Source organism: Sulfitobacter sp. NFXS29 (genome assembly GCF_040148765.1).
Lineage (GTDB): Bacteria > Pseudomonadota > Alphaproteobacteria > Rhodobacterales > Rhodobacteraceae > Sulfitobacter.
Genome location: NZ_JAGDED010000015.1, coordinates 28,847 through 54,588 on the forward strand (window position 1 = coordinate 28,847; position 25,742 = coordinate 54,588).

The following is a 25,742-nucleotide window of genomic DNA, read 5'->3' on the forward strand; positions in this document are numbered from 1 at the left end:
ACATAAAACCCCCGTCGAGCGATCGGCGGGGGTTTTGCGTTGTCAGACCGGCGCGTCGGCCTCAAGGTCGAGCCAGAGTTTGCCATCCCGGTAGCCACCTTTGATCAGGTGCCCCGGCTCAGCGATTTCAGGATGGGCCTCCGCCCAATCGCGGAACTGATCGCGGCTGACGACCTGCCCGCCGTAGTCTCGGGCGGATTGGAGTATATAGGGATCTGCAGGCGTGCCCTTTGGGACGACCATCACCCGGTCCACCGGCAGGTCAAGTTGTCTGCTCAGCGCCTTGTCATGTTGATAGCGGCCCGCGAGCAGATAGCCCGCGTTGGCGTCAAACACGACGCCGGGGGAATAGCCCCTCGTGCGCAACTCATCCACAACGTCCCGGACCGCATTCATGTTCGGCGCGCCGGTCTTCCAATGCATGACGTTGGAGCCGTCGACGATGATCCATTTTTTGCGCTGCTGCTGCGCGCCGCGCAAAGACCGCAGTAGAAGGATCGCACTGGCGATGACACAAAGCGCGCCGAGCAGGCTGAAGTCCTCATAGCCCGGCGTGGACGCGGCGGCGGTTGTAAAAGCGAGGGATATAAAGAGCAAAAGGAACGGGACAAATATCGGCAGGGGATACCCAAATAAAGCTAAAGGTTGAATGTTCACCAATCGGGCAGGCGGGGCAAGCAGCACCTGCAACGCTGGCCAATGCGCTTTAATCTAGGTAGCCTTTGCTTAACCCCATGCCGCAGGAAAGGCCCAGCCCGATGAAGCACGTCCCAAAGCCGAACACCGACGAAGACCTCATCAAAGTGTTTCTCGACAAGGGCGGAGAGGTGAAGAAGGGCAAGACCAAGCCGATGCCCAGTGATCTCGGGCTCAGCAACAATCAGTGGGGCAACAAGCTGACCAAGGAAGAAAAGGCAGCGGTCAAGGCGCAAGAAGAGGCGGCGAAGAAGCTGAAATAGCCGCCGGGCGGTGCCTCAGATGTCGACCTGATAGACGCCCAATGCCTCGGCCAAGGCGGTCTCTTCGAATTTGAAATGCGAGCGCACCACTGCGACCAGTTGGTCGAATATCTCGCGGGTTTCGGCGAATTGTTCTGAGCTTGGTGCCTCGGTCAATCCGCCCGCCGCCGCGCCCAGCCGTTCGAGAAGCGCGTGAACGACCTCATGTTCGGCCCGCAGCCGGTCCACGATTGCGCGCACCGGTTCAGAGCCGCGGGCGTGCAACTGCGGGAAAATGCTCTGTTCTTCGATATTGTGGTGCATCGTCAGCGCCCAGCATTGCTGACCGCAGAGCGTCCCGGCGGCGGCGAAATTCTGGGCCATCTGGCTATGCAGGACGATATGCGCAAGCTCAGCCGGGGGCGCGTCTCCGGCCTCAATGCGGGTCATCACCTGAGCGATTTGTGATAAATCGCTCAGGTAGTGACGGTGGATCGCCGCAAGATGCCGGCCAGCTTGTCGCTGTGCCTCGGTGACGTCGCCCATGTCGGGCAGGGGCGGGCGGGTCTCGGCGTCGATTGTCAGATCCGACAGGGGGAGGGCGCTCACGTCCTCGGCCATGGGTCAGGCCCAGTTGTAGTTGAACGAGACCGAAACGCGGTCTTCTTCGATCATGTTCATCGGCACCTCATGACGCAGCCAGCTTTCCCAGAGCAACACGTCGCCCGCGTCGGGTGCGACATAGATGAAGGGGCGCAGCTCTTCGCGGGCGTCTTTCACCCGGCCCGGCGCGGCCATCATCATCGGCAGGCGCGGATCCTCGAAACGGATCGCGCTGGCACCTTCGGGCATGGTCACATAGGTCGTGCCAGAGATCACGGAGTGGGGGTGGATATGCGAGGTGTGGATGCCGCCTTCGGGCAGGATGTTCAGCCACAGGGAGTCGAGCACCAGCTTCCGCTCGCCCAGATCGAAGTCGAGATCCTTGGCAAAGGCGGCCACATGTTTGTCCAGCACCGCGACCAGATCTTTGAAGATCGGAAAGCGGTAGGGGAGGTCGTCGAGCGACGCATAAGAGGTGTAGCCCGCATAGCCGTTCTCTTCGCACCAGTCCTGCCCGGCCTCATCATCCTCGGCGATCGAGAAACAAGAGGCGGCGAGCTCATCGGTGTCGATGGGTTTGCCATGGTCCGACAGGGCGGCGTGGTAGAGGCGGGTGGCGAAAAGCGATTTGATGTTTGACATAGGCCCTTCTTATGCGGAACATATTCCTATCGCCAGCGTCTTTCCCGCCTAATTCACAGGCGCCGGGCCAACGGGGGTTGCCATGAGCGACCTCAGCGCGTATTGGCACCTTTCATCATGAACTCCACCAGAATCATGGTCACCCTGACAGGGGCCTACTGGTGATGTTGAAAGGAAGAGGCCGTGAAAGCCAGCGAACTGCATGACAAGACGCCGGACCAGCTCCGCGACGAACTTGTGAACCTGAAAAAAGAATCCTTCAACTTGCGTTTCCAGCAGGCCACCGGCCAGTTGGAAAACCCCGCACGTCTGAAGACTGTTAAGCGTGACGTGGCCCGTGTCCACACCGTGCTGAACCAGAAAGCCGCTGCTGCGGCAGCCGAATAATAGGAGCCTGAAACATGCCCAAGCGTATCCTTACAGGCACCGTGACATCGGACGCCAACGCACAAACAGTTTCCGTTTCCGTAGAGCGCCGCTTTACGCATCCGGTTCTGAAAAAGACCATCCGTAAGTCCAAGAAGTACCGGGCTCACGATGAGAACAACACGTTCAAGGTGGGCGACAGCGTTCGCATCATCGAATGTGCCCCCAAGTCGAAAACCAAACGTTGGGAAGTTCTGACTTCGGACAAAACCGAAGCCTGAGCCCCTTAAACGAAACCCTGGGATGAGGGCCGCATCGCCCCCCAGAAGGTCGGGAGAAACCAAATGATCCAGATGCAGACCAACCTGGATGTTGCTGACAACAGCGGCGCGCGCCGTGTTCAGTGCATCAAGGTCCTGGGTGGTTCCAAGCGTAAATACGCATCCGTCGGCGACATCATTGTCGTCTCGGTCAAGGAAGCCATCCCACGCGGTCGTGTGAAAAAAGGCGACGTCCGTAAGGCCGTTGTCGTTCGCACTGCCAAAGAAGTTCGTCGTGAAGATGGCACCGCCATCCGCTTCGACCGCAACGCTGCTGTTATCCTGAATAACAACAACGAGCCTGTCGGCACCCGTATCTTCGGGCCGGTTGTTCGTGAGCTGCGTGCGAAGAACTTCATGAAAATCATCTCGCTCGCTCCGGAGGTGCTGTAATCATGGCTGCTAAACTTCGCAAAGGTGACAAGGTCATCGTCCTGTCCGGCAAGGACAAGGGCAAGACGGGCACCATCTCGTCTGTTGACCCCAAGTCGAACAAGGCCATCGTTGACGGCGTGAAAATCGCTATCCGCGCAACGCGCCAGACACAGACATCTCAGGGCGGCCGCATCCCCAAGGCGATGCCGATCGACCTGAGCAACCTCGCACTGGTCGATGCCAATGGCAAAGCCACGCGCGTAGGTTTCAAAATCGAAGGCGACAAAAAAGTGCGCTTTGCCAAGACCACGGGGGACGTGATCGATGCTTGATACCGCAACCTACACACCCCGCCTTCAGGCCGAATACCGCGAGAAGATCCGCGCCGCCCTGAAAGAGGAATTCGGCTACAAGAACGACATGATGATCCCCAAGCTGGACAAGATCGTTCTGAACATCGGCTGCGGTGCCGAAGCCGTGCGCGACAGCAAAAAAGCCAAGTCGGCTCAGGAAGACCTGACCGCGATTGCAGGCCAGAAGGCTCTGACAACCGTGGCCAAGAAATCCATCGCTGGTTTCCGCGTGCGTGAAGACATGCCTTTGGGTGCGAAAGTCACCCTGCGTGGCGACCGCATGTACGAATTCCTTGATCGTCTGATCACGATCGCAATGCCCCGTATCCGTGACTTCCGCGGCATCTCGGGCAAGAGCTTTGACGGCCGTGGCAACTACGCCATGGGCATGAAAGAGCATATCGTGTTCCCCGAAATCGACTTCGACAAAGTTGACGAGACTTGGGGTATGGACATCGTGATCGCCACCACGGCGAAAACCGACGCTGAAGCCAAGGCGCTGTTGAAAGCTTTCAACATGCCCTTCAATTCATAAGCGCGGGAAGGATTAGAAATGGCTAAGAAATCCATGATTGAGCGCGAAAAGAAGCGCGAAGCACTGGTCAAAAAGTACGCTGAGAAGCGCGCGGCTCTGAAAGAGATCGTGAGCGACGAAAGCAAACCGATGGAAGAGCGTTTCCGCGCTTCCCTGAAACTGGCGAAACTGCCGCGCAACAGCTCCGCTGTGCGTCTGCACAACCGCTGCCAGCTGACGGGCCGCCCGCACGCCTACTATCGTAAACTGAAAATTTCGCGGATCGCGCTGCGGGACCTCGGCTCTTCGGGCCAAATCCCCGGCATGGTCAAGTCGAGCTGGTAAGGAGCGCATCAGATGAACGATCCTATCGCAGATATGCTGACACGCATCCGTAACTCTTCGCTGCGCGGCAAATCCACCGTCTCCACACCGGCTTCCAAGCTGCGTGCATGGGTCTTGGACGTGCTGGCCGACGAAGGCTACATCCGCGGCTACGAAAAAGTCACGGGCGCCGATGGCCACCCCGCCATCGAGATCAGCCTCAAGTACTACGAAGGCGAACCTGTTATTCGTGAACTGAAGCGGGTTTCCAAACCCGGTCGTCGCGTCTACATGGCCGTCAATGACATCCCCGTTGTCCGTCAGGGCCTCGGCGTGTCGATTGTCTCCACCTCCAAAGGTGTGATGTCGGACGCATCTGCACGCTCTGCCAATGTTGGCGGCGAAGTGCTCTGCACCGTATTCTAAGGAGAAGACAATGTCTCGTATTGGTAAGAAACCAGTCGCCATGCCTTCGGGCGTCTCGGCATCGGTGAGCGGTCAGACGATCGAAGTGAAGGGCCCCAAGGGCACCCGCAGCTTCCGCGCAACTGACGACGTGACCCTGACGGTCGAAGACGATGCAATCTCTGTGACACCGCGTGGTAAGTCCAAGCGCGCACGTCAACAGTGGGGCATGTCCCGCACCATGATTGAAAACCTCGTGACCGGCGTCACCGAGGGCTTCAAGAAGGAGCTGGAAATCCAGGGTGTTGGTTATCGTGCGGCCGTCAATGGCAACACGCTGAAACTGAACCTCGGCCTCAGCCACGATGTTGACTACGTTGCGCCCGAAGGCGTCACCGTGACAGCACCGAAGCAGACCGAAATCGTTGTGGAAGGCATTGACGAACAGCTTGTTGGTCAGGTCGCCGCGAACATCCGCGCATGGCGCAAGCCCGAGCCCTATAAGGGCAAAGGCATCCGCTATAAGGGTGAGTTCGTGTTCCGCAAAGAAGGCAAGAAGAAGTAAGGAACGGAAAGATGGCAAACACCAAAAGACAGCTGTTCCTGAAACGCCGCATGCGCGTTCGGAACAAACTCCGCAAAGTGAACGCCGGGCGTCTTCGCCTGTCGGTACACCGTTCGTCCAAAAACATCTCGGCTCAGCTGATCGACGATGTGAACGGCGTGACACTGGCTTCCGCTTCCTCGATGGAAAAGGATCTGGGCGTTTTCGGCAAGAACAACATCGAAGCAGCGACCAAGGTCGGTGCCGCGATTGCCGAACGTGCCAAGAAGGCCGGCGTCGAAGAAGCATACTTCGACCGTGGCGGCTTCCTCTTCCACGGCAAGGTGAAGGCTCTGGCCGACGCCGCGCGTGAAGGCGGTTTGAAGATCTGATTGTCCGGTGCGTGGGCAACCACGCACCCGCTTTCATATGGAGGCTGTGCCCCGCGCATAGCTTTCCTGCGAAGAGGGCCGGGTTGGCCCTCTCGATGATCCGGGGGCCAAGGGCTCACCAGGATTGATCCTAAGGGCCTCAGGGCCACAGAAAAAGGAAGATGCCAGATGGCAAGAGATGACAACCGTGGGGGCAACCGCCGCAACCAACGCGACGAAACCCCGGAATTCGCTGACCGTCTGGTCGCGATCAACCGCGTGTCCAAGACCGTTAAGGGTGGTAAGCGTTTCGGCTTCGCCGCACTCGTGGTCGTGGGCGATCAGAAAGGCCGCGTGGGCTTTGGTAAGGGTAAAGCGAAAGAAGTACCCGAGGCCATCCGCAAGGCGACTGAGCAAGCCAAGCGTCAGATGATCCGCGTTCAACTGCGCGAAGGCCGCACCCTGCACCACGACATGCATGGTCGCCACGGCGCAGGCCGCGTTATCATGCGTACAGCACCTGAAGGTACCGGTATCATCGCCGGTGGTCCGATGCGTGCCGTGTTCGAGATGCTGGGCGTGAAAGACGTTGTGTCCAAATCGGTCGGTTCGCAGAACCCCTACAACATGATCCGCGCCACTCTGGACGGTCTGAAGAAAGAGCAATCGCCCCGTTCCGTCGCGCAGCGTCGCGGCAAGAAAGTGGCTGACATTCTGCCCAAGCGTGAAGACAACGTAGAGTCCTCCGCACAAGTGGCTGAGGAGGCATAAGCATGGCCAAGACACTCGTAATCAAGCAGGTCGGCTCGCCGATCCGCCGCCCCGCTAAGCAAAAGGCAACTTTGGTTGGCCTGGGTCTGAACAAAATGGGTCGTACACGTGAACTGGAAGATACACCTTCCGTCCGCGGCATGATCAACAAGGTCTCGCATATGGTTGAGATCGTCGAAGAGAAAGGCTGAACGCCAGTTCAGCGGTAGGGTTGGGGGACCGCTCTACGGAAGCGCCTCGCAGGGAACTGCGGGGCGTTTTGCTTTGTGCGGACTGGGTGCGTCGTTTTGAAGCGCCACTGGCCCGGTATCAAGCCGCAGGCGCCGGACCATCGCCTGCCCGTTAGTCACGCCAAAGGCGTGCCAACAATAGTGGGCGCGCCTATGGTGCGACCGGGTTGGCGATTTACTGAGGCATGGCGCAACTCTGCCAAGGCGCGCTATCGCCGCATAATAAAGTGGCACGGATTACCGTCGTGATCGCCACCCCACGGGCAGGCGAGGGCCCTTGTGGCCCGGGAAGAGGGCCAGCGTGCTCACCCCCTTGTCACGCGCCACGTCATCCCCTATACGCCCCCGGTGGCCCGTGTTGGGTCGCAATGGAATCGCAACGCCGCGTTTGGCCACTCCCGTCGCTGGGGGCCATTTCCGGCAAAAGGAGAAGCGACATGAAACTGCACGAACTTTCCGATAACGAAGGCGCAACCAAGAAGCGTATGCGCGTTGGCCGTGGTCCCGGCTCTGGCAAGGGTAAGATGGGTGGCCGTGGTATCAAGGGTCAAAAGTCCCGTTCCGGTGTCAGCATCAACGGCTACGAAGGCGGCCAGATGCCAATCTACCAGCGTCTGCCCAAGCGTGGCTTCAACAAGCCGAACCGCAAGTCTTTCGCTGTCGTGAACCTGGGCCTGATCCAGAAGTTCATCGACGCCAAGAAGCTCGACGCCGGCAACACCATCGACGGTGCGGCTCTGATCGCTTCCGGTTTGGTGCGTCGTGAGCTGGACGGTATCCGCGTTCTGGCCAAGGGTGACATCACCTCCAAGATCGACCTGAACGTCGCTGGCGCCTCCAAGTCCGCCATCGAGGCGGTCGAGAAGGCAGGCGGCAAGGTGACCGTGACCGCCCCCAAGGCGGCCGAGGCATCCGAGTAAAGCGGCCTTAAGGCTTGTGAGCGGCGCGCCAGCCGCTTACATAACCTCAAGTTTTCCCGAACGCCGCCCGCCGGAAAACGGCCCGGGCGGCGTTTTCGCAACAAAAGAAGAGACCCCTCATGGTATCTGCCGTCGAAAACATGGCCGCGAACACGAGCTGGGCCGCATTGGGCAAGGCAACAGACCTGCGCAATCGGATCCTGTTCACACTCGGGCTGCTTATCGTTTACCGCCTTGGCACCTTTATCCCGGTGCCCGGCATCGACGGCGGCGCACTGCGTGACTTTATGGAGAGCGCGGGCCAAGGCATCGGCGGCATGGTCTCGATGTTCACCGGCGGCGCACTTGGCCGGATGGGTATCTTCGCTCTGGGCATCATGCCCTATATTTCGGCCTCGATCATCGTCCAGTTGCTGACCTCCATGGTCCCGGCGCTGGAACAGTTGAAAAAAGAGGGCGAACAGGGGCGCAAGAAGATCAACCAGTACACGCGCTACGGCACCGTGGCGCTGGCGACCTTGCAGTCCTACGGTCTTGCGGTCAGCCTTCAGGCTGGTGACATCGTGGCGGATGGGCAGATGGGCTTTAGCTTCATCGCCGCCTGCATGATTACCCTCGTCGGCGGCACCATGTTCCTGATGTGGCTGGGTGAGCAGATCACCGCGCGCGGCATCGGCAACGGCATCTCGCTGATCATCTTCGTCGGCATTATCGCCGAGGTTCCCGCAGCCATCGCGCAGTTCTTTGCCTCGGGCCGCTCGGGTGCCATCAGCCCTGCGGTGATCGTGGGTGTGCTGGTCATGGTGATTGCGACGATCATGTTCGTGGTCTTCATGGAGCGCGCGCTGCGGAAGATTCACATCCAATACCCCCGCCGTCAGGTCGGGATGAAGATGTATGACGGCGGCACCAGCCATTTGCCCGTAAAAGTGAACCCGGCAGGCGTGATCCCGGCGATCTTTGCCTCGTCCTTGCTGCTGCTGCCGGTCACCGTCAGCACGTTTTCGGGCAATTCCACCAGCCCAGTGATGTCGTGGCTTCTGGCGAACTTCGGCCCCGGTCAGCCGCTTTACCTGCTGTTCTTCGTGGCGATGATCGTCTTCTTTGCGTATTTCTACACGTTCAACGTCAGCTTCAAACCTGATGACGTGGCCGACAACCTGAAGAACCAGAACGGCTTTGTCCCCGGCATCCGCCCCGGCAAGCGCACCTCTGAGTATCTGGAATATGTGGTCAACCGCATCCTCGTGCTCGGCTCGGCCTATCTGGCGGCGGTCTGTGTTCTGCCCGAGATTCTGCGCGGCCAGTTCGCTATTCCCTTCTACTTCGGTGGCACCTCGGTGCTGATCGTCGTCTCGGTCACAATGGATACGATCCAACAGGTTCAGAGCCATCTGCTGGCGCACCAGTATGAAGGTCTGCTTGAGAAGTCTCAGCTGCGCGGCAAAGGCGCGGGCAAAGGCAAAGGTACACGCAAGAAACGGAGCCCCGTACGTCGATGAATATTATCCTACTCGGGCCTCCGGGCGCAGGCAAAGGCACCCAAGCACGTCATCTGGTCGAAACCCGCAACATGGTTCAGCTCTCCACCGGCGACATGCTGCGTGAGGCTAAGGACAGCGGTACAGAGATGGGCAAGATCGTGGCCGATGTCATGGACCGCGGCGCGCTGGTCACCGATGAGATCGTGATCGGCCTGATCCGCGAAAAGCTCACCGACAAGGCCGAGCATGGCGGCTTTATCTTCGACGGTTTCCCCCGCACGCTGGCGCAGGCCGACGCACTGGCCAATTTGATGCAGCAAGAGGGCCAGACCCTCGACGCCGTGATCGAGATGAAGGTCGACGATGAGGCGCTGGTCGCCCGCATCACCGCACGCTCCACCTGTGCGTCCTGCGGCGAGGTTTACAACGACCTGACCAAACCGATCCCCGAAGATGGGAAATGCGCCAACTGTGGCGGGACCGAGTTCAAGCGCCGCGCGGACGACAATGAGGAAAGCCTCAAAACCCGTCTGATGGCCTACTACAAACAGACCTCTCCGCTGATCGGCTATTACTATGCCAAAGAGATGCTCAGCGGTGTGAATGGTCTGGGTCAGATCGAAGAAGTCCGCGGCGCAATCGCGCAGATTCTCGACAAGTGATTTCCCGGTGGTGGGGCAGGGGCGACGCTGCCCTTCGCTCCGCTCCACTGATCCTACGGGAGTTTTGTGCAAGGCTTGACGCCCTGCGCAAAACCTCATAGTCACCCCTATCTCGCAAGAGAATCAAATTGCGGCAAGGGTTCCGCCCAGCCCCGCAAGATTACCTGATCAGCCTCAGCCCGATGGCCCAAACGCCTCGGGCTTGTGTTGTGAAAAAAGGGTCTGGAGCGACGGACCCGCAACGAAAAGGAATAGCTAACGTGGCACGTATTGCCGGCGTAAACATCCCGACTGCAAAGCGGGTTCCAATCGCCCTCACCTATATCACCGGTATTGGCACCTCCTCCGCCAAAGCCATCTGCGAAGCCGTTGGCATCGACGCGACCCGTCGCGTTAACGAGCTGTCCGACGCCGAAGTTCTGGCCGTGCGTGAGCACATCGACGCCAACTACACCGTCGAAGGCGACCTGCGTCGTGATACGCAGATGAACATCAAGCGTCTGATGGACCTTGGCTGCTACCGTGGCCTGCGCCACCGTCGTAACCTGCCCGTCCGTGGTCAGCGTACCCACACCAATGCTCGCACCCGCAAAGGCCCCGCTAAGGCCATTGCTGGCAAGAAGAAATAAGGGAGGGTCTGATCAATGGCACGCGATAAGACAAAGACCAAGCGTAAGGTCTCCAAGAACATCGCCGCAGGCGTGGCGCATGTGAACTCGAGCTTTAACAACACCAAGATCCTGATCTCGGATGTTCAAGGCAACGCAATTTCCTGGTCCTCCGCTGGCACCATGGGTTTCAAAGGGTCGCGTAAATCGACTCCTTACGCAGCTCAGATGGCCGCAGAAGATGCTGGCCGTAAAGCTCAGGATCACGGCGTCAAGACGCTGGAAGTCGAAGTTCAGGGCCCCGGGTCGGGTCGTGAATCCGCCCTCCGCGCTCTGGCGGCTGCCGGTTTCAACATCACTTCGATCCGTGATGTGACCCCGATGGCCCACAACGGCTGCCGCCCGCCCAAACGCCGCCGCGTTTAAGTCGGGACTGTTTTACATGGGGTCGCGCCTTGCGTGCGGCCCCATACCGCTTTTCAGAAACCTCGAGCGTTTGTGTCATTTGGACATGAGGCACAAACAAGGATGGAGGGACGCATGATCCACAAGAATTGGGCTGAATTGATCAAGCCGCAACAGCTTGACGTCAAGCCGGGCAATGACCCCGCACGTCAGGCGACTGTCATGGCCGAACCGCTGGAGCGGGGCTTTGGCCTGACCCTCGGCAACGCGCTGCGCCGCGTGCTGATGTCCTCGCTGCAGGGCGCGGCGATCACATCTGTGCAGATCGACAACGTGCTGCACGAGTTTTCCTCCGTCGCCGGTGTGCGCGAAGACGTGACCGACATCATCCTGAACCTGAAGGGCGTCAGCCTGCGCATGGAAGTCGAAGGCCCCAAACGCCTGTCGATCTCTGCCAAAGGTCCGGGCGTTGTGACCGCCGGTGACATCTCCGAATCCGCCGGTATCGAGATTCTGAACCGCGAGCATGTGATCTGCCACCTCGACGATGGTGCGGATGTTTACATGGAGCTGACCGTCAACACCGGCAAGGGCTATGTCTCCGCTGACAAGAACAAGCCTGAAGATGCGCCCATTGGCCTGATCCCGATCGACGCGATCTATTCGCCGGTCAAGAAGGTCTCCTATGACGTTCAGCCCACCCGTGAGGGCCAGGTGCTGGATTACGACAAGCTGACCATGAAAGTGGAAACAGACGGGTCCATCACGCCGGATGACGCCGTGGCCTTCGCCGCGCGTATCCTGCAGGACCAGCTCGGCATCTTCGTCAACTTCGACGAGCCGGAATCGGCGTCCCGTCAGGACGACGACGATGGTCTTGAGTTCAACCCGCTGTTGCTCAAGAAAGTCGACGAGCTGGAGCTCTCGGTGCGTTCGGCAAACTGCCTGAAGAACGACAACATCGTCTACATCGGCGATCTGATCCAGAAGACCGAAGCCGAAATGCTGCGCACGCCGAACTTCGGCCGCAAGTCCTTGAACGAGATCAAGGAAGTGCTGTCGGGCATGGGCCTGCACCTTGGCATGGATGTCGAAGACTGGCCGCCCGAAAACATCGAAGACCTCGCCAAGAAGTTCGAGGATTCGTTCTAAGAGACACGGCCCCGGAAGCTTTTAAAGTTTCCGGGCCGATTTCTGCAAAAGAAATCGGGCACCGTTACGACCGGGCGCAAGCCCCAAGGAGAGCCCCTGACACGCATCGTGGGCCAGACAAAGCAAAACCGCCCGTAGAGGGCATCACTATTGGAGTAAGACAATGCGTCACGCACGTGGATACCGCCGCCTGAACCGTACACATGAACACCGCAAGGCGCTGTTCTCAAACATGGCAGGCTCGCTCATCGAGCATGAGCAAATCAAAACCACCTTGCCGAAAGCCAAGGAACTGAAGCCGATCATCGAAAAGATGATCACGCTGGCCAAACGTGGCGATCTGCACGCCCGTCGTCAGGCAGCAAGCAAGCTGAAAGAAGACCAGTATGTCGCGAAACTGTTCGACATCCTCGGCCCGCGCTACAAAGACCGCCAAGGTGGTTACGTCCGCGTTCTGAAAGCTGGCTTCCGCTATGGTGACATGGCGCCGATGGCGATCATCGAATTCGTCGACCGCGACCGCGACGCCAAAGGCGCCGCAGACAAAGCGCGTCTGGCCGAAGAAGACGCCGCAGAATAGGATTTCGCAGATTGCGGAATGGAAAGCCCTGCCATTTGGCGGGGCTTTTTCGTTGTCGCGGCAGAGATTTCAAGATCAGTCCGAAATGGGAGTTGCGCCAGCCGGGGCGGCTGCGCATATCTGACGGCATGAGATATTTGCTGATGATCCTAACGCTGCTTGCCGCCCCCCTAGCGGCGCAGCAGGTGCCCAGTTCCGCCGCGCAGATGCAGTTGAGTTTCGTGCCACTGGTCAAACAGGCGACCCCCGCGGTGGTCAACATCTACGCCCGCATCCTGACCAAGCCTCAGCGCACGCCGCTTCAGGCCGATCCGTTTTTCGAACGATTCTTTCGGGATCCCTTCTCCGAGCGGCCCCGGGTGCAGAATTCGCTCGGCTCCGGGGTGATTCTGTCGGCGGATGGCATCGTGGTGTCGAACTATCATGTGGTGGGCACGGCAACCGATATCCGTGTGGTGCTGAATGATCGGCGCGAATTCAGCGCCCATGTGCTGTTGGGCGATGCGGAAAGCGATCTGGCGATTCTCAAGCTGGAAGGCGCGGCGGACCTGCCGTTTCTTGAGTTGCGCGACAGCGATGCGGTCGAGGTGGGTGAGCTTGCCTTGGCCATCGGCAATCCCTTCGGCGTGGGGCAGACGGTGTCGAGCGGGATCGTCTCGGGTCTTGCACGGTCGGGGGCGGCGGATAATGGCGGGCAAGGTTATTTCATTCAGACCGATGCGCCGATCAACCCCGGCAACTCGGGCGGGGCGCTGATTGACATGGCGGGGCGGCTTATCGGGGTGAACACCTCGATCTTGACGCGCTCGGGTGGCAGCAACGGTATCGGTTTTGCGATCCCTGCTGATCTTGTCGCGGCCTTTGTCGCGCAGGCCCGCGCGGGGGAGGTGGCGTTCAGCCGCCCTTGGGCGGGTTTGGCCGGGCAACCGGTGGATGCAGATATGGCCGGGCCGCTGGGGTTGGATCGACCGGGTGGGATCATCGTGTCGGGGCTGCATCGCGCTAGCCCCTTCAACGCGGCGGGGTTGCTGGTGGGGGATGTCATCGTCAGCGTCGATGACCAGCCGGTCAACACGCCGTCAGAGATGATCTACCGCATGTCGGTCGCCGGTCTTGGTCATTCCGCGCGCGTGGGCGTCAGGCGCGATGGCGTTCTGCAAGAGATGACCGTGGCGCTGATCGCCGCCCCGGATGAACCGGACCGGGCCGAGGTCACGCTAGGCGCGCGGAGCCTTTTGCCCGGATTGCGCGCTGCGCGTATCAATCCGGCGGTGATTTCAGAACTGAACCTGCCGTTGGAAAGCAGTGGCGTCGTGGTCATGGATGCGGGCCGCTATGGCCCGCGTGTGGGGCTGCGGGATGGTGATGTGATCCTTTCGGTGAATGGGGTAGAGGTGGCAGAGACGCACAGTTTGGCCGCCCTGCTGTCGGGCGAGGTGCGGCGCATTCAGATGGTTATTCAGCGCGGCGACCGGCGTGTCGCTCTGCGGTTCAGGGGGTAGCGTGGCGGATCTATTTGATGACGGCGACGCAGCAGCAGAGGCTGGGCACCGCCCCTTGGCGGACCGGCTGCGGCCGCGCGCGCTGTCCGAGGTGATTGGGCAAGAGAAAGTGCTGGGCCCCGATGCGCCGCTGTCGGTGATGTTGGCCGCGGGCGCGCTGTCTTCGCTGATCTTCTGGGGGCCGCCCGGCGTTGGCAAGACCACCATCGCGCGGCTTCTGGCGGATGAGACCGATCTGCATTTCGTGCAGATCAGCGCGATTTTCTCGGGTGTGCCGGAACTCCGCAAGGTTTTCGACGCGGCCAAGATGCGGCGGCGGCAGGGGCAGGGGACGCTTTTGTTCGTCGACGAAATCCACCGTTTCAACAAGGCGCAGCAGGATGGGTTCTTGCCGCATATGGAGGATGGCACGATCCTTCTGGTCGGTGCCACCACCGAGAACCCGAGTTTCGAATTGAACGCCGCTGTGCTGTCTCGCGCGCAGGTGCTGGTGTTGGAGCGCCTGCCGCTCACCGATCTGGAGCGCTTGGCGCAGCGGGCCGAGCGCGAGTTGGGCAAGCCCCTGCCGTTGCAGCCCGAGGCGCGCGAGGCGCTTTTGGAGATGGCAGATGGCGACGGGCGGGCGCTGCTCAACCTGATCGAGCAGGTCACGGCGTGGAAAGGCGATGCGCCGCTCGACAAGGCGGGGCTGTCGAAACGCCTCATGCGGCGGGCCGCGCAATACGACAAATCGGGGGATTCGCATTACAACCTGATTTCATATTTAACTCTATAGACCAAAGCAAAAAAATACCCAAACCAGCGTTTTGAGGGTCGTTTCGACGACGGGGTATATTTTTACGGCAAAATGTAATATTGAATGGTGAATTAACTACCTGCCCACAGCCTGCAGATCATCATCAGGAGCAGTATGAGCGGATTTGAGGTTGTCACTTGCGAAGTCGAACACCAAGGCATGGTGAGAACCGTCAAGATGATCCGAGACGGTGATACGCTCGCACCCTACTTCCCTGCGTCTATCTGGCTCATGAATGAATACTACCGGAAGCCGAGAGGCTATGATCAACTGGCTCACCAAGTCGCAAATTTCCTGAACTTTGCCAAAAGCAAAGGGATAGAGCCTCTCCAAGTCGATGCGTTCTTTCTCGAAGCATACTTAGACAAACATCTCTTTCAAGAGAAGCGATTAGAAGCGACTACCGTTGAACACTATCACGGGTTCATCGCAAAGTTCTATAGGGCGATGGAGCATCTGGGGTTCATTGAGAAGGCTATAGAGGTATCGGAATACATAAATCATAGTCTGCAAGAGGAAGTGAATCTGGCGGCCGGAACAAAGAATTCACTCGATCCGTTTGGCCTTTACGCGAAATACCTTTCCTATAAAGACTTCGAAACCCTCTCTGGTTACGTTGTTAAAAAGAACGCGAGGCTAAGAAGGCGAGATGAACTCATACTTCGCGTAGCCTACGAGACCGGTTGCCGCGGCGCTGAAATCGTTGATCCCGACAACTTCAGTATTCCAAGAATTAGGAGTGAGCTGAAGAAAGCTGAAAGCAGCCAGAGAAACGATTTTTTATACGCAATCATTGGTAAGGGGCGGGGTTCCGGAAAGGTACGGAAGATTGCTTTCCCAACTGCCTTGGCGAAGGATATCCTCCGCTATGTTAATACCTTTCATGTGTCGGGCGATATTGCGTTTGGGTCGGCGCGCGACAAAAGATTAAGCACGTCATATCCGTCAAAAATTTATAAGTCTTGCAAGGACGCCATACTATTGAATGGGAATGCGAACACTCCCAATCTCGATATGTGGATACGGCATAGCCGGACACGGACATTCCACGGATTGAGACATACCTACGCGACTAACCTTGCGAATAGGCTTCGCGCTTTGAACGAAAACTATGAGCAGCTTAGAGAGAGGTTAGGGCATGAAAGTCTCGACACCACGAATATATACATCAACTTCGAAATCCTTCTCCATGGCAACGCTGAAGAACAGAATGCCAAAATGGTCGATCAAACATCTGATGCCAGCCAAGTCCGCTACGTGACGGAGGAGTTTGAATGACTAATCGATCTTCATTTGCGGAAGCGCGTTTAATTCGTGGAGGCCTTACTGAAGAAGAGAGCGACTATGCTGCAGGATACCGTAGCGACGTCCAGAATGTACCAGGCACATTGAAGGGGGTGGCACGGATTGGTGTAGATAGCCTCGGCGTGGTTCAAGAGGTTGGCGTCCCTGCCCAACTACGATGCCACCGATATATCGGGCCGATGATTGCAGTCATAAATTCCCCAGAATCGGGCATCACAGCTTCCCGTGTGCCAAGTTATAAAAGAGCATTTGAATATATAGTGAAGGTAGCGGTCAGCGGTGAAGAATCAGACAGGCGTTATTTTGGAAGAGCGCTACTCAAGCGTTTAAAGTCTGAGTTGACATCAGAATACAGCATCAAGGCAAGCATGGACGACGCCAAGAGGCTGTTCAATAAAGCCGCCGATAAGAGCGATGATCTAAAAGTGAAGCGCGAGATCAGAACCCTTATCGGGGGGAAGGGGGCAAAAGCCCTCGATAGCGGCTATTGGCCAAACCTAAGAGCGGTAGAAAGATACCCGACCAGGTCTCTCGAAGATGTATTCGGCGATAGTCTTAACTATACGAATGAGCAGTACATCGATGCTGTTACTGATTATGCATCTGCGTTTATCCGAAAATGGTCAGATGTTCGAAAGCGACTTCGGAACGAGCATCCAGAGCTATATGCTAAGATCTGCGATGCGGTGACGCGGATCGGCGTGGAACGGCTCAGGAAGATTGAAAGAACACAAGCGTACTCACCCAGAGTTCTGAAATGGGAGAATGAGTGGTTCGAAATCTTGGGTATTAACATCGAGATTCTGGTGGCTATGGATGATGCGTTTCTCAATGCAATCGCAATGTCCCAATGGCGGAAGTCAATACATTTCGAACGTTTTTCATCCGCAGTGAATTTGGCCAAAAATGGAGCGAAGGGTTTCGCAGACCAGCTTTTAAAAGTCACTGCGTCATGTTCATACCCGAAATCTCAATGGTCTATTTGGGAAAATGGAGGGAAGAATTTCTCCATTATGTCCAGATTAATGCTTTCACTTCTCGACTTCTTAGGCCCCAGTTTGGAAGAAGAGACGTGCCTTGTCTGGCTGTTGGCATCACGAAGAATTCAGTTGTCTAACACGGTTCGCCTCAAACGGGCGCAAATTGATGAAGATGCGACAGGAATTTGGATTAGAAGCTTCAAGGGGCGGAGTGGTAAGGCAGAGAACGTTTGTATTAAGAAGAATACAAGGATGGGTCGAGCGCTTAAAGCATATCTGTGGGACTATGATCAGCGCCCATTGGGGAATGTCGTTTCTGAAGCGATGATATCACCCTATAAACCGCAGACTGCCCGTTTTAGCTCCACCTGGAATTTCTATCATTTGGCTTTTTCCGATCACTCGGAAGGGCTGATCGAGTACGGTTTGTCAGACGCAAACTTAATTGTAGTTAAACAGATATACTTAAGCGTCGTTCAAGTCAAACGTCAGAATGGCAGAGCGTTTAATTTTGGTGACGTCGAAAGGCGTACGGCTAAAGCACTGCTTCCTTCGGCAATTGCTCAGTCGCATGTATATGCGGAAGAAGCAAAACGAGGAGGATTCATTAAATCCACTACGCTGCTGAAGTCCTATTACAGTGAAGATCCAGATGAACTCTCACGACAAGCGCAGAATGAATTTCATACATTGAAGACCCGTGAGGAAATCTATCGGGCGCGGTCGAGAGATAAAGTGAAGCTGAGGAAGGGCAGGGCGTTTGCCGCCGCCGTGTCAGAGGAAATGGCCAGTATTTCACATGATATTATTGGTGAATGGGAGGAGAGAACAAGCCCGTTTTCAGTTTCTGCTTTAGTGGATTTTATAGGCTTGCGGGGAAGTAGTCTCGAAGCTCCTCCCGAAACAATCCTAGCGGCCGCCAAGGCAGAGAAATTTATTGTCGAAAAAAGCGGTTTGATTAAAAAGGATGGAATGATTTATCTCTTCGATTCCGGTCTCACGGCTCGCATGATGATGGAAGAGGTGCGCCATATCGAGGGAGAGTTAGAGGGTCTTTTTGCCACCCAAGACCTCGACAAGGCTATCAATGCGTGGGCAAAGCTTAACTTTCTTGAGTTGCTCCTGAAGCGCTTCAGTGCTGTCAGTCTGAAAGATGCATCTGAAAAATATGGGCATTTGGAACGCAGGATACCACATGCACCGATATCGGAAGGGGGGAACTCATGGATCGTGGAATGATAGATGCTGCTAGTTCGTCTGACGGTGCTCCTCTCATTGACTCTTCTTGTTACGCCAAGAACCCAGGTAAGTATTTCGACGATATTTGGTTTATTCATCACGTCGATTCGGGCGAGGTAGTGAAAATTGACTTTAGGAGTCGTTTCGGGGAGCTTCGAAGCTGGCAGCAGCTGGTCGCAAAGAATATTGTGTTCTTGCGTTGTGAAGGGGTGGATGATGGCTTTGCGACTGTGCAGAGTCCCAGAAGCATGAGTTCTACCTATGGTAACATTGCCTCAGTATTTCATTTCATGAACAGTAAGTTTCAGGGGCGACTGCTAGCTGATCTCAGTGAGAGTGAACTTATAGAGCTCGTGATACACAATATCGATGGTTCGATTGCTCGGGGGCCCACGGTGTTCAGTAGAATTCGTCTACTTGCGTGGATGTATGATTTGCGGTACGCGGAGCACCGTTTGGTGCCTGAGCAGTACTTACCGGCGTCTAATCTAAGTGGGCGTTGGGAAGACCTTTGCTCAGTATGGGTGAGAGATGCCGGCGAAAGCTACGCAGATTGGCGGGCTGGCGGAAGTTTTTCGATCGTTCCTTTCGAAATTGCTTTGGCTGTCCTAGGTTATTGTTTCCAGCTGATAAAATCGGATGAGACCAAATACGTCCTCGCGTGGTTTCAAACGGAACGAAGGCTTCGCGAAGAGGGAAGGCTTCCTAGTTGGAAGACCGCTGGCCAATTTTTCTCAAATTTTGGTGAACGGAGCACATGCTATGGCAGCCGATTAAAGGCTTGGTCTGTAGATCAAGTGTTCTTCGAGGAGCTTTGCAAGTGTTACCCGAACGTGAAGTCGAGAGATCAGCTTCCCCTTCCATCAATCCCATTCGCGATTGGCACACATTCAATTAAGAGTTCAATTACCCGAAAGGGGGACCATCTTCTTACAGCATGTTATTTGGCGATTCTTATTTTGACTGGTATCCGACATAGTGAAGCGAGCGGAATGGCACGCGACGCGTTCGAGAAAAAGGGGGCGGACTATATCTTCGCGTCGAACATCGAAAAAACCAACCATGGGGTCGTTACGGATCGGCATGTTTCGGCTGCTGTCGCCGATTTTATCGATGTCCTGGATGGTCTAGGTGGCGTCGGCTTGACCTGCGAGAGGAGGAAAGAGCTTTTCTCCTACTTTAGGTATAGTTTCAACTCGCAGAACCAGCCGGTATACTCTCTGAATAAAAACGCTATTAACGTTACGATGCAGGTTAATTCCTTCTACGAGATTTTTCTTGAGGGACAGGGTGATGATGTCCGTAACTACTGCCCGCACGTAACAGCTCATGGATTCCGCCATGCTTGGGCCGAGTTTGCCATGCGCCGTTTCGATGGAAATATTATGCCACTTATCCGCGATCATTACCGGCACCATTTCGGGTCGAAAATGACTGGAGTCTACACGCATAATAAGGTCGAGCTGTCGGAGTATCAGCACCTTGGCAGGCGCCAGATTTTTGAACTCGTCAGTCGATACGTAGATGGTGCTGCCACCCTCCATGGGCAGCTGGGTGAATTCCTCACGAGGCAAGCGGACAATATTGGTTTAGTCGAGATGCACGATAAGAGTGCGCGTGATGCAACCATTAGGCAGATTATAGAAGAGCATGTTGGCGAGCCGATTGTCACCCCTCATGAATATGGTTTATGTGTTTTGACTGAGAACACAAAACAACTCGCGAATTGCCGTGACGAAGCGGGTATTCCAAGAACCCAAACGGCTGATGTAGATAGCTGCGTAGGGTGTGTAAATAGTTGCATAATAAAACAAACTGACAACAAGGATGATCCTCACTTCCTGACATTAAAACGACGTCTTGCGACCTACCGAGCGGAGGCTCAGGAATGGCAAGGCAATGATCTGATCGGCCCACTGTTCGTTGATGGCGCTCAAAAGACTCTTAGGGCTCTGGAGGCTCTGGTGAGAAAAATGGAGAAGGTGGATGTCTGACCTTGAAATGGAAGATTTTGATCTCGATTTCTCTCCTCAGCTGCCTGACAAAGCTCGCCCGCCTCTCTGGTATTATGATGCTGATGTTGCGCAAAGCTACAAAAGCATTGTGGATGTCGCACTCGTAGCGTTCGAGAAGAAGCTGGCATTCACCCGGGGATTGAAGCCCGGACGCACAGTCAAAATCAAGGAGTGGAAATTGGTCGCCGCAACTCTCAACAAAGCAGCGGGGCTCAACGAGGGACACCTCAGAAATAAGGATCGGCGAGATGTTCTGCGCACTGTAGAGTTCATAGGGTCGCTGAACACGCGCTTGGAGGCCGCGATCAAGGCCCGGAGTTTGAGCAACGCTAGGCCCTCAGCAACTGAGAGAAAGGCCGCCTACTCGGCCCTGCTTGAAAAGTATCGTAAGCTCGAGCAGATAAAGCTTTCGGAATATGCCAAAGCGGCGTTCGAGCAAAACATGGCCGATCGCCTAGCGTCCCAGAACCATTCCTATGTTTCGCTATTCCAACAGAACAATCGTCTTCTCGAAAATAACGCCAAGTTGGATGAGGATGTAGAGCGACTACAAGGGAAGCTTGTTGAAGCATACGAAGAGATCAGCAGGCTTAAAGATCAGTTGAGGACCAAGTTCCAGATGAAGGTGGCGGAATAATGTCCAGCGGTCGGCAATTAGGGAGCGAGAACTTTGCTCGCTTCGTTGCATGGGTCTCTGAGCGGGAAGCGCGGGGTGATCATGCGGACTATATTCGTCGGGGTAAGCTAAACCGCAAGGAGGTTGCCACTGAGCTTGGCTTCAACAGACGTTCATTTGGACAGAACCCCGCCATCAAACAACTCGTCGAAGAACTCGACGTTCGATGGGGTTCGCAACATCCAGCCCTATCCAAATCCATCGCTGAGGAAAGCGCCGCGAGGGAAAGAGCCAATGATCGAATGAAGCGCACAGCGACGTCGAATTCGAAGCTGTTGCAGCGGATCGCAAGCTTGCAAGAGGAGAACCGACAATTGCGCCGTGAACTCGAAGAGGTGAAGCATTTCAAGTCGGCGAGAGATGCCTTCTTGGAGACGACGAAAGACTTCCGCTGACCCATGCTCATCCAGGTATCGAAGAGGCGTCGAAATGGCTCTGTCAGCGCTATGCGCATCGCAGCTGATGGCAGCGTCATACACGTGGCGAATAGCCTCTCTGTTTCGCTGCCAGAAGCCTGCAAGGATGCTGCCAAGGTTGGTTCCTTGTGGGAAGTCGACGGGCCGACGGCACAGACAACGTTCACGGCCGGCGGATACACAATCATCGAGGATCATCTCGAAGCCCATACAGCTCGGTTCGTAAAGCCAAACACTCGCTTGCTGGAAACGTGGCTCCAGAGAAACGTGAAGGGCATTGGGGAGGTCAAGGCTGGTCGCCTGGCCCGCAATCCTCGCTTGATCGAGATCATCGAGGAACGGGACATTAGCTCGCTTTTGGAGGCTGGGGTTCCGAGTCGGTCCATCGGCCCACTGCTACTGGAATTCCCAAGCGATGCCTACATGGCAGCTATCAACTGGCTTGCTGATCACCATCTGCCGGTAAAGCTGGCTGAAACGCTTTCGGCGGTTTGGCGTGAGAAAACCATCGCGATGTTGAAGGAGAACCCGTTTCGGCTGCTGAACTTCGACGTCCCATTCGAGCTGTGCTGCAAGATTGCAAAGGGGTTGGGCTTTGCCTCGGATCACCCGAAATACCAAGCTGCGTTGGCAGCCGATCTCATTTCGCAATATTGTCGCGCTACGTCATCGACTTTGATGCTACGGCCTGCGTTCGAGAAGAAATGCAGAGAGATGGGTGTCGACTTCAATGTCGTCCTGCGGCACGCGATGGAACAGGAACTCATCGGCTATATCCGTGGCGAGGACGGCTTTCAACTTGAAGGGGAATTTCTGCTTGAGGCCCTTACGGGGCAGAGGCTGCGTGATGCAATCCTTCGACCGCCGGGCGCGGGCAGCAGCGCGGCGGATTGGGAGTGCAATCTAACCGTTGAGGCGGTTACGGAGCGATTGCGCGAATTTGAGCAGACCATTCAATTCAGGCTCACGGATGAGCAAAGGCGTGCGGTGTTGCTTGCGTCAAGTATGAACGTGTTCGCGCTATCGGGCGGAGCAGGGACGGGCAAGACGACAATCCTTCAGGCTATCGTGACGGTGTTGGAGAGGGTCTCCTTTGGTGTTGATATCTTCCAGGTCGCGTTGTCAGGGCGGGCTGCACAAAGGATGGTTGAAGCCACTGGTAGACCTGCTTCGACAATTGCTAAGTTCTGTGCGGACATGGCAAGGAAGAAGCAGGACCAGCGTCCCGACCATTGCATCGTTGTGATCGATGAAGCCAGTATGGTTGATCTATATTCCATGCACGCCCTTCTGCTACACCTACCTGCTGCCACGCGTTTTATCTTCGTAGGTGACGTGGACCAATTGCCGCCCGTCGGGGGCGGCCTGTTGTTTCATAACATTATGAAATCGACCTTCCCGGCCGTCGAACTAACTGAGGTGAAACGCCAAGGAGCCGAGAGCGGAATTCATCGGTTTGCAACGGCGGTGAGGCATCAACACGGGTGCATAGCTTTGCCTGACTATCAGGAGGGAGTGGAAATTGATTGCGCTGTCCTACGACGCGTCGACCCAGATGAAATTGGTCAGTTGTTCCAGGTTCACGGGGGGGCTGAACGGTGCGCAATTCTAACCTCGATGCAAGCTGGCGAAGCTGGTGTCGGAAACCTGAACATGGGCATGCAACGCCGGCTGGGCTTCAACCGTCCTGTAGTTCGTCTAGTCCATGAGGACGGCGTCTATGACTACGTAAGTTTCACAGGCAGCAAGTTCTACCTGAACGATCCAATCCTCATAACAAAGAACGACTACGACATTGGCGTTAGAAATGGCGATCTCGGCACCATCGTGGAGATCTTCGATGAACAAACCGAGGACGGGCACCTTGGCTGCGTTAAGATCGGCGGCCGGATGTTCGATCTAAATGCAGACCTGTTGGACAAGATGAGCCTCGGTTACGCTATGACCATCCATAAGGCGCAGGGGTCGCAGTGGGAGAACGTAATCCTCGTCTTGAACAGAAGGGCAACGCACATGCTGGATAAGACGCTGCTCTACACGGGCGCGACACGCGCACAGAAGAAACTAATTGTTTGCAGTGAGGATATGGGCCTAGTCCAGCAAGCGGTGGATCGAGGCTCAATCGCCCTCCAGCGAAAGACTAACCTTTTACAGCACCTGGACGCGGACTTCTAAGGTGGCCCGAATTCGATGCACGTTTGTCGCGAACCTCGAACGAAGACCTGATGTGCCTTTGATTGGGGAAATGAATGGAGCGACGAATGAACCTGTTTGAGCAACAAGACGATGCGACTGAGCCTGAAACAGGAAAGGCTAAGACCCGCCCCTTGGCTGACCTACTGAGGCCTCAAGCCATCGAGGAAGTTATCGGTCAAGACAAGCTACTGGCCGGCGATGGTCCGCTGGGCTCCATGTTGGCAGCAGGGAAAATCTCGTCTCTAATCCTGTGGGGGCCGACCGGCGTCGGGAAGACCACTATTGGCAGGCTGCTGGCTATGAAAACGGATTTTCATTTCGAGCAGATCAGTGCAATATTCAGTGGCGTCGCGGACCTTAAGAGGGCTTTCCAGGCGGCGCGCGGCCGCCACCGCAGGGGGCAGGGAACACTCCTTTTCATTGACGAGATCCACCGTTTCAACAAGACCCAGCTTGACGCCTTGCTGCCAGTGATGGAAGACGGGACGGTTACCGTATGCGGAGCAACGACAGAGAACCCATCATTCTCTGTGAACAGGGCTGTGCTTAGCCGGTGTCAGGTGATGGTCTTGGAGCGCCTTGACGAACGAGCGCTATCCGCCATAATTGCACGCACTGAGAGGGTTCTTGATAGCCCCCTGCCTTTGGACGACGAAGCGAAGGAGCTCCTTTGTGCCATGGCGGATGGTGATGGGCGGGCTCTTCTGAATTTGGTCGAGAGCACGCTCACTTGGCCCCGGGACCATATCTATTCTGCAAAGGAAGTGGCCAATCGCTTGACACAGCGCGCGGCGCAGTATGATCGCGCGTCAGATGGTCACTACTCGATCGCAAGTGCCATCCAGAAATCGATAAGGGGTTCTGACCCCGAGGCCGCAATTTACTGGGTCCATAGAGCGCTTGAGGGCGGCGAAGATCCTCGTTTTATCCTGCGGCGGCTGACAATGATCGCATGGGAGGACGTAGGGTTGGCAGATCCGGAGGCATCCCGTATCTGTCTGAGCGCGTGGGACACTTTCGAAAAGCTTGGCAGTCCCGAAGGCGATCTGGCTGTATCTCAGGCCGCAATTTACTTGGCCTTGGCCCCGAAATCGAATGCCGGCTATTTGGCACACAAAGCCGCGCGCGCTGATGCGAAAATATCCGGTTCCGCACCTCCCCCCATGCACATCGTGAATGCGCCCACAGCAATGATGAAGAATCTTGGATACGGCGAAGGGTATCAATATGATCACGATGCTCCCGACGGTTTCTCTGGTCAGGTTTTCTTTCCTGATGGGATGGCAAGGCCCCAGCATTATCTGCCTGTTGAACGCGGGTTCGAGCGAGAACTATCAAAAAGGGTTCGCTACTTCGAAAAGCTTCGGAAAGTCCGCAACTCCGAAGGCGGGTAAGAACTAGTAGGTGCGCCCCGCCGATCATTTCGCAGCAATGAGGGCCGACCGCTCTCATCATTAAGGGCCGTAGGTTGGCCCTCATTGTTTGTTGCGACCGGGCATTCGCCTGATAGACCTTTTACCTTCCGCGGTAGAAAAGGCGCTGGTACCAAATACTCGCACAGGAGGCTGTATATCTGCATGAATTGCAGGACGGGTTTCAAGCCAAGCGCTTAGGTAATCCCCCCATTTTTAATGGGGTCCAGCCGTAGAATTCACGCAGCCGTTTTCAGTTTCATTGCGGGTGTCATGCCGCCGATGCCCATGTTGGGTCGCTCGTTGTTGTAAGTCCAGAGCCATTGTGTTGCTTGGTCTTGTGCCTCCTCAATTGTTTCGAAGATGTATTGCCCCAGCCATTCGCCACGAACGGTGCGGTTGTAGCGCTCGATATAGGCATTCTGTTGGGGCTTACCGGGCTGGATATATTCGAGCCGCACATTGCGTTTCTCAGCCCATTCCATGAGCTTTCCGCTGACGTATTCTGGGCCGTTGTCCACACGAATAGCTTGGGGCTTTCCGCGCCACTCAATGATCTGGTTCAGCGCACGCACGACACGTTCAGCAGGCAGCGAGAAGTCGACCTCAATAGCCAGTCCTTCGCGATTGAAGTCATC

At 56.2% G+C, this 25,742-nt stretch carries 31 protein-coding genes and 1 pseudogene; 28 read left to right on the forward strand and 4 right to left on the reverse strand.

The annotated features are described in order from the left end of the window. Window positions 1–42: 42 nt before the first annotated feature. Window positions 43–597 carry an NYN domain-containing protein gene (locus J3456_RS18020; RefSeq protein WP_349581594.1) on the reverse strand — a complete coding sequence of 185 codons (555 nt, stop codon included), beginning with the start codon at window positions 595–597 and terminating at the stop codon, window positions 43–45. 161 nt (window positions 598–758) lie between these two features. On the opposite strand from J3456_RS18020, the gene J3456_RS18025 reads away from it, so the two are divergent. Then, window positions 759–959, forward strand: coding sequence for a hypothetical protein (locus tag J3456_RS18025; RefSeq protein WP_349581596.1), 201 nt, complete (start codon window positions 759–761; stop codon window positions 957–959). A gap of 15 nt (window positions 960–974) precedes the next feature. Here J3456_RS18025 and J3456_RS18030 read toward each other — a convergent pair whose 3' ends face one another. Continuing rightward, the gene (locus tag J3456_RS18030; RefSeq protein WP_349581598.1) at window positions 975–1,559 is read right to left on the reverse strand and encodes a hemerythrin domain-containing protein; all 585 of its coding nucleotides are present in this window, start codon (window positions 1,557–1,559) and stop codon (window positions 975–977) included. Window positions 1,560–1,562: 3 nt separating this feature from the next. After that, window positions 1,563–2,183: a TIGR02466 family protein gene (locus tag J3456_RS18035; RefSeq protein ID WP_067622256.1), complete on the reverse strand. Its 621-nt coding sequence runs from the start codon at window positions 2,181–2,183 to the stop codon at window positions 1,563–1,565. A gap of 183 nt (window positions 2,184–2,366) precedes the next feature. Between J3456_RS18035 and rpmC the strand changes: the two genes are divergently transcribed. From rpmC to J3456_RS18170, 27 genes and pseudogenes are all read left to right on the forward strand, one after another. Continuing rightward, window positions 2,367–2,570, forward strand: coding sequence for a 50S ribosomal protein L29 (gene rpmC / locus J3456_RS18040; RefSeq protein WP_007118846.1), 204 nt, complete (start codon window positions 2,367–2,369; stop codon window positions 2,568–2,570). Window positions 2,571–2,584: 14 nt separating this feature from the next. After that, window positions 2,585–2,830 (forward strand): 30S ribosomal protein S17, encoded by a 246-nt coding sequence (gene rpsQ, locus J3456_RS18045; RefSeq protein WP_120351863.1) that lies wholly within the window; start codon window positions 2,585–2,587, stop codon window positions 2,828–2,830. Between the two features lie 63 nt (window positions 2,831–2,893). Then, the gene (rplN, locus tag J3456_RS18050; RefSeq protein ID WP_005621870.1) at window positions 2,894–3,262 is read left to right on the forward strand and encodes a 50S ribosomal protein L14; all 369 of its coding nucleotides are present in this window, start codon (window positions 2,894–2,896) and stop codon (window positions 3,260–3,262) included. A 2-nt stretch (window positions 3,263–3,264) separates the two neighbouring features. After that, window positions 3,265–3,576, forward strand: coding sequence for a 50S ribosomal protein L24 (gene rplX, locus J3456_RS18055; protein ID WP_067267981.1), 312 nt, complete (start codon window positions 3,265–3,267; stop codon window positions 3,574–3,576). Then, window positions 3,569–4,132 (forward strand): 50S ribosomal protein L5, encoded by a 564-nt coding sequence (rplE, locus tag J3456_RS18060; protein ID WP_067622246.1) that lies wholly within the window; start codon window positions 3,569–3,571, stop codon window positions 4,130–4,132. The genes rplX and rplE overlap by 8 nt, the downstream gene beginning before the upstream one ends. An 18-nt stretch (window positions 4,133–4,150) precedes the next feature. Continuing rightward, the gene (gene rpsN, locus J3456_RS18065) at window positions 4,151–4,456 is read left to right on the forward strand and encodes a 30S ribosomal protein S14 (protein ID WP_007118851.1); all 306 of its coding nucleotides are present in this window, start codon (window positions 4,151–4,153) and stop codon (window positions 4,454–4,456) included. 12 nt (window positions 4,457–4,468) lie between these two features. Beyond that, window positions 4,469–4,861 (forward strand): 30S ribosomal protein S8, encoded by a 393-nt coding sequence (gene rpsH / locus J3456_RS18070; RefSeq protein ID WP_067622243.1) that lies wholly within the window; start codon window positions 4,469–4,471, stop codon window positions 4,859–4,861. 10 nt (window positions 4,862–4,871) lie between these two features. Further along, on the forward strand, window positions 4,872–5,405 hold the full coding sequence (gene rplF / locus J3456_RS18075; RefSeq protein ID WP_067622240.1) for a 50S ribosomal protein L6: 534 nt from the start codon (window positions 4,872–4,874) through the stop codon (window positions 5,403–5,405). A gap of 11 nt (window positions 5,406–5,416) precedes the next feature. Beyond that, window positions 5,417–5,776 carry a 50S ribosomal protein L18 gene (rplR, locus tag J3456_RS18080; protein WP_067622237.1) on the forward strand — a complete coding sequence of 120 codons (360 nt, stop codon included), beginning with the start codon at window positions 5,417–5,419 and terminating at the stop codon, window positions 5,774–5,776. 168 nt (window positions 5,777–5,944) lie between these two features. After that, window positions 5,945–6,526: a 30S ribosomal protein S5 gene (gene rpsE / locus J3456_RS18085; protein WP_067267992.1), complete on the forward strand. Its 582-nt coding sequence runs from the start codon at window positions 5,945–5,947 to the stop codon at window positions 6,524–6,526. A gap of 2 nt (window positions 6,527–6,528) precedes the next feature. Next, the gene (gene rpmD, locus J3456_RS18090) at window positions 6,529–6,717 is read left to right on the forward strand and encodes a 50S ribosomal protein L30 (protein ID WP_007118856.1); all 189 of its coding nucleotides are present in this window, start codon (window positions 6,529–6,531) and stop codon (window positions 6,715–6,717) included. Window positions 6,718–7,193: 476 nt separating this feature from the next. Then, window positions 7,194–7,676, forward strand: a complete 483-nt coding sequence (gene rplO, locus J3456_RS18095; RefSeq protein WP_067622231.1) for a 50S ribosomal protein L15 — start codon at window positions 7,194–7,196, stop codon at window positions 7,674–7,676. 119 nt (window positions 7,677–7,795) lie between these two features. After that, entirely contained in the window at window positions 7,796–9,178 is a 1,383-nt protein-coding gene (gene secY, locus J3456_RS18100) for a preprotein translocase subunit SecY (protein WP_120351861.1), read from the forward strand. Next, complete coding sequence (locus tag J3456_RS18105; protein WP_349581603.1) at window positions 9,175–9,822, forward strand: adenylate kinase; 648 nt, start codon at window positions 9,175–9,177, stop codon at window positions 9,820–9,822. Before secY ends, J3456_RS18105 begins: the two co-directional genes overlap by 4 nt. A gap of 260 nt (window positions 9,823–10,082) precedes the next feature. Continuing rightward, the gene (gene rpsM / locus J3456_RS18110; protein ID WP_007118860.1) at window positions 10,083–10,451 is read left to right on the forward strand and encodes a 30S ribosomal protein S13; all 369 of its coding nucleotides are present in this window, start codon (window positions 10,083–10,085) and stop codon (window positions 10,449–10,451) included. Window positions 10,452–10,466: 15 nt separating this feature from the next. Continuing rightward, window positions 10,467–10,856, forward strand: coding sequence for a 30S ribosomal protein S11 (gene rpsK, locus J3456_RS18115; protein ID WP_067622222.1), 390 nt, complete (start codon window positions 10,467–10,469; stop codon window positions 10,854–10,856). A 114-nt stretch (window positions 10,857–10,970) separates the two neighbouring features. After that, window positions 10,971–11,987, forward strand: a complete 1,017-nt coding sequence (locus tag J3456_RS18120; protein WP_007118862.1) for a DNA-directed RNA polymerase subunit alpha — start codon at window positions 10,971–10,973, stop codon at window positions 11,985–11,987. Window positions 11,988–12,150: 163 nt separating this feature from the next. Then, window positions 12,151–12,567: a 50S ribosomal protein L17 gene (rplQ, locus tag J3456_RS18125; protein ID WP_007118863.1), complete on the forward strand. Its 417-nt coding sequence runs from the start codon at window positions 12,151–12,153 to the stop codon at window positions 12,565–12,567. A 128-nt stretch (window positions 12,568–12,695) separates the two neighbouring features. After that, window positions 12,696–14,069, forward strand: coding sequence for a trypsin-like peptidase domain-containing protein (locus tag J3456_RS18130; RefSeq protein WP_349581606.1), 1,374 nt, complete (start codon window positions 12,696–12,698; stop codon window positions 14,067–14,069). A 1-nt stretch (window position 14,070) separates the two neighbouring features. Further along, window positions 14,071–14,835, forward strand: a pseudogene (locus J3456_RS18135) (AAA family ATPase); the annotation flags it as partial. A gap of 144 nt (window positions 14,836–14,979) precedes the next feature. Beyond that, complete coding sequence (locus tag J3456_RS18140; protein WP_349581608.1) at window positions 14,980–16,143, forward strand: tyrosine-type recombinase/integrase; 1,164 nt, start codon at window positions 14,980–14,982, stop codon at window positions 16,141–16,143. Continuing rightward, complete coding sequence (locus J3456_RS18145; RefSeq protein ID WP_349581610.1) at window positions 16,140–18,389, forward strand: hypothetical protein; 2,250 nt, start codon at window positions 16,140–16,142, stop codon at window positions 18,387–18,389. Before J3456_RS18140 ends, J3456_RS18145 begins: the two co-directional genes overlap by 4 nt. Then, window positions 18,374–20,383 carry a hypothetical protein gene (locus J3456_RS18150; protein WP_339638257.1) on the forward strand — a complete coding sequence of 670 codons (2,010 nt, stop codon included), beginning with the start codon at window positions 18,374–18,376 and terminating at the stop codon, window positions 20,381–20,383. The genes J3456_RS18145 and J3456_RS18150 overlap by 16 nt, the downstream gene beginning before the upstream one ends. After that, window positions 20,376–21,041 carry a hypothetical protein gene (locus J3456_RS18155; RefSeq protein WP_093737966.1) on the forward strand — a complete coding sequence of 222 codons (666 nt, stop codon included), beginning with the start codon at window positions 20,376–20,378 and terminating at the stop codon, window positions 21,039–21,041. Before J3456_RS18150 ends, J3456_RS18155 begins: the two co-directional genes overlap by 8 nt. Further along, a complete protein-coding gene (locus tag J3456_RS18160) occupies window positions 21,041–21,475 on the forward strand; it encodes a VPA1267 family protein (protein ID WP_093737964.1) in 435 nt (144 codons plus the stop codon). The genes J3456_RS18155 and J3456_RS18160 overlap by 1 nt, the downstream gene beginning before the upstream one ends. A 3-nt stretch (window positions 21,476–21,478) precedes the next feature. Further along, window positions 21,479–23,671, forward strand: coding sequence for an AAA family ATPase (locus tag J3456_RS18165; protein ID WP_349581613.1), 2,193 nt, complete (start codon window positions 21,479–21,481; stop codon window positions 23,669–23,671). Window positions 23,672–23,757: 86 nt separating this feature from the next. Continuing rightward, on the forward strand, window positions 23,758–25,086 hold the full coding sequence (locus tag J3456_RS18170) for a replication-associated recombination protein A (protein ID WP_093737960.1): 1,329 nt from the start codon (window positions 23,758–23,760) through the stop codon (window positions 25,084–25,086). Window positions 25,087–25,343: 257 nt separating this feature from the next. On the opposite strand, the gene J3456_RS18175 is transcribed toward J3456_RS18170, so the two are convergent. After that, a partial coding sequence (locus J3456_RS18175; protein ID WP_349581615.1) for an integrase core domain-containing protein occupies window positions 25,344–25,742 on the reverse strand: 399 nt, incomplete at its 5' end.

What these genes read in the sequence shown, in the direction of transcription:
- rplO (WP_067622231.1), top strand. Translation starts at nt 7,194, where the DNA reads ATGAAACTGCACGAACTTTCCGATAACGAAGGCGCAACCAAGAAGCGT.
- J3456_RS18150 (WP_339638257.1), top strand. Translation starts at nt 18,374, where the DNA reads ATGGATCGTGGAATGATAGATGCTGCTAGTTCGTCTGACGGTGCTCCT.
- J3456_RS18130 (WP_349581606.1), top strand. Translation starts at nt 12,696, where the DNA reads ATGAGATATTTGCTGATGATCCTAACGCTGCTTGCCGCCCCCCTAGCG.
- J3456_RS18160 (WP_093737964.1), top strand. Translation starts at nt 21,041, where the DNA reads ATGTCCAGCGGTCGGCAATTAGGGAGCGAGAACTTTGCTCGCTTCGTT.
- rplF (WP_067622240.1), top strand. Translation starts at nt 4,872, where the DNA reads ATGTCTCGTATTGGTAAGAAACCAGTCGCCATGCCTTCGGGCGTCTCG.
- J3456_RS18105 (WP_349581603.1), top strand. Translation starts at nt 9,175, where the DNA reads ATGAATATTATCCTACTCGGGCCTCCGGGCGCAGGCAAAGGCACCCAA.
- J3456_RS18165 (WP_349581613.1), top strand. Translation starts at nt 21,479, where the DNA reads ATGCTCATCCAGGTATCGAAGAGGCGTCGAAATGGCTCTGTCAGCGCT.
- rplQ (WP_007118863.1), top strand. Translation starts at nt 12,151, where the DNA reads ATGCGTCACGCACGTGGATACCGCCGCCTGAACCGTACACATGAACAC.
- secY (WP_120351861.1), top strand. Translation starts at nt 7,796, where the DNA reads ATGGTATCTGCCGTCGAAAACATGGCCGCGAACACGAGCTGGGCCGCA.
- J3456_RS18170 (WP_093737960.1), top strand. Translation starts at nt 23,758, where the DNA reads ATGAACCTGTTTGAGCAACAAGACGATGCGACTGAGCCTGAAACAGGA.
- rplR (WP_067622237.1), top strand. Translation starts at nt 5,417, where the DNA reads ATGGCAAACACCAAAAGACAGCTGTTCCTGAAACGCCGCATGCGCGTT.
- rpmD (WP_007118856.1), top strand. Translation starts at nt 6,529, where the DNA reads ATGGCCAAGACACTCGTAATCAAGCAGGTCGGCTCGCCGATCCGCCGC.
- J3456_RS18155 (WP_093737966.1), top strand. Translation starts at nt 20,376, where the DNA reads ATGTCTGACCTTGAAATGGAAGATTTTGATCTCGATTTCTCTCCTCAG.
- J3456_RS18035 (WP_067622256.1), bottom strand. Translation starts at nt 2,183, where the DNA reads ATGTCAAACATCAAATCGCTTTTCGCCACCCGCCTCTACCACGCCGCC.
- rplX (WP_067267981.1), top strand. Translation starts at nt 3,265, where the DNA reads ATGGCTGCTAAACTTCGCAAAGGTGACAAGGTCATCGTCCTGTCCGGC.
- rpsK (WP_067622222.1), top strand. Translation starts at nt 10,467, where the DNA reads ATGGCACGCGATAAGACAAAGACCAAGCGTAAGGTCTCCAAGAACATC.
- J3456_RS18030 (WP_349581598.1), bottom strand. Translation starts at nt 1,559, where the DNA reads ATGGCCGAGGACGTGAGCGCCCTCCCCCTGTCGGATCTGACAATCGAC.
- J3456_RS18145 (WP_349581610.1), top strand. Translation starts at nt 16,140, where the DNA reads ATGACTAATCGATCTTCATTTGCGGAAGCGCGTTTAATTCGTGGAGGC.
- rplE (WP_067622246.1), top strand. Translation starts at nt 3,569, where the DNA reads ATGCTTGATACCGCAACCTACACACCCCGCCTTCAGGCCGAATACCGC.
- rpsE (WP_067267992.1), top strand. Translation starts at nt 5,945, where the DNA reads ATGGCAAGAGATGACAACCGTGGGGGCAACCGCCGCAACCAACGCGAC.
- J3456_RS18025 (WP_349581596.1), top strand. Translation starts at nt 759, where the DNA reads ATGAAGCACGTCCCAAAGCCGAACACCGACGAAGACCTCATCAAAGTG.
- rpsQ (WP_120351863.1), top strand. Translation starts at nt 2,585, where the DNA reads ATGCCCAAGCGTATCCTTACAGGCACCGTGACATCGGACGCCAACGCA.
- J3456_RS18120 (WP_007118862.1), top strand. Translation starts at nt 10,971, where the DNA reads ATGATCCACAAGAATTGGGCTGAATTGATCAAGCCGCAACAGCTTGAC.
- rpsH (WP_067622243.1), top strand. Translation starts at nt 4,469, where the DNA reads ATGAACGATCCTATCGCAGATATGCTGACACGCATCCGTAACTCTTCG.
- J3456_RS18140 (WP_349581608.1), top strand. Translation starts at nt 14,980, where the DNA reads ATGAGCGGATTTGAGGTTGTCACTTGCGAAGTCGAACACCAAGGCATG.
- rpsN (WP_007118851.1), top strand. Translation starts at nt 4,151, where the DNA reads ATGGCTAAGAAATCCATGATTGAGCGCGAAAAGAAGCGCGAAGCACTG.
- rplN (WP_005621870.1), top strand. Translation starts at nt 2,894, where the DNA reads ATGATCCAGATGCAGACCAACCTGGATGTTGCTGACAACAGCGGCGCG.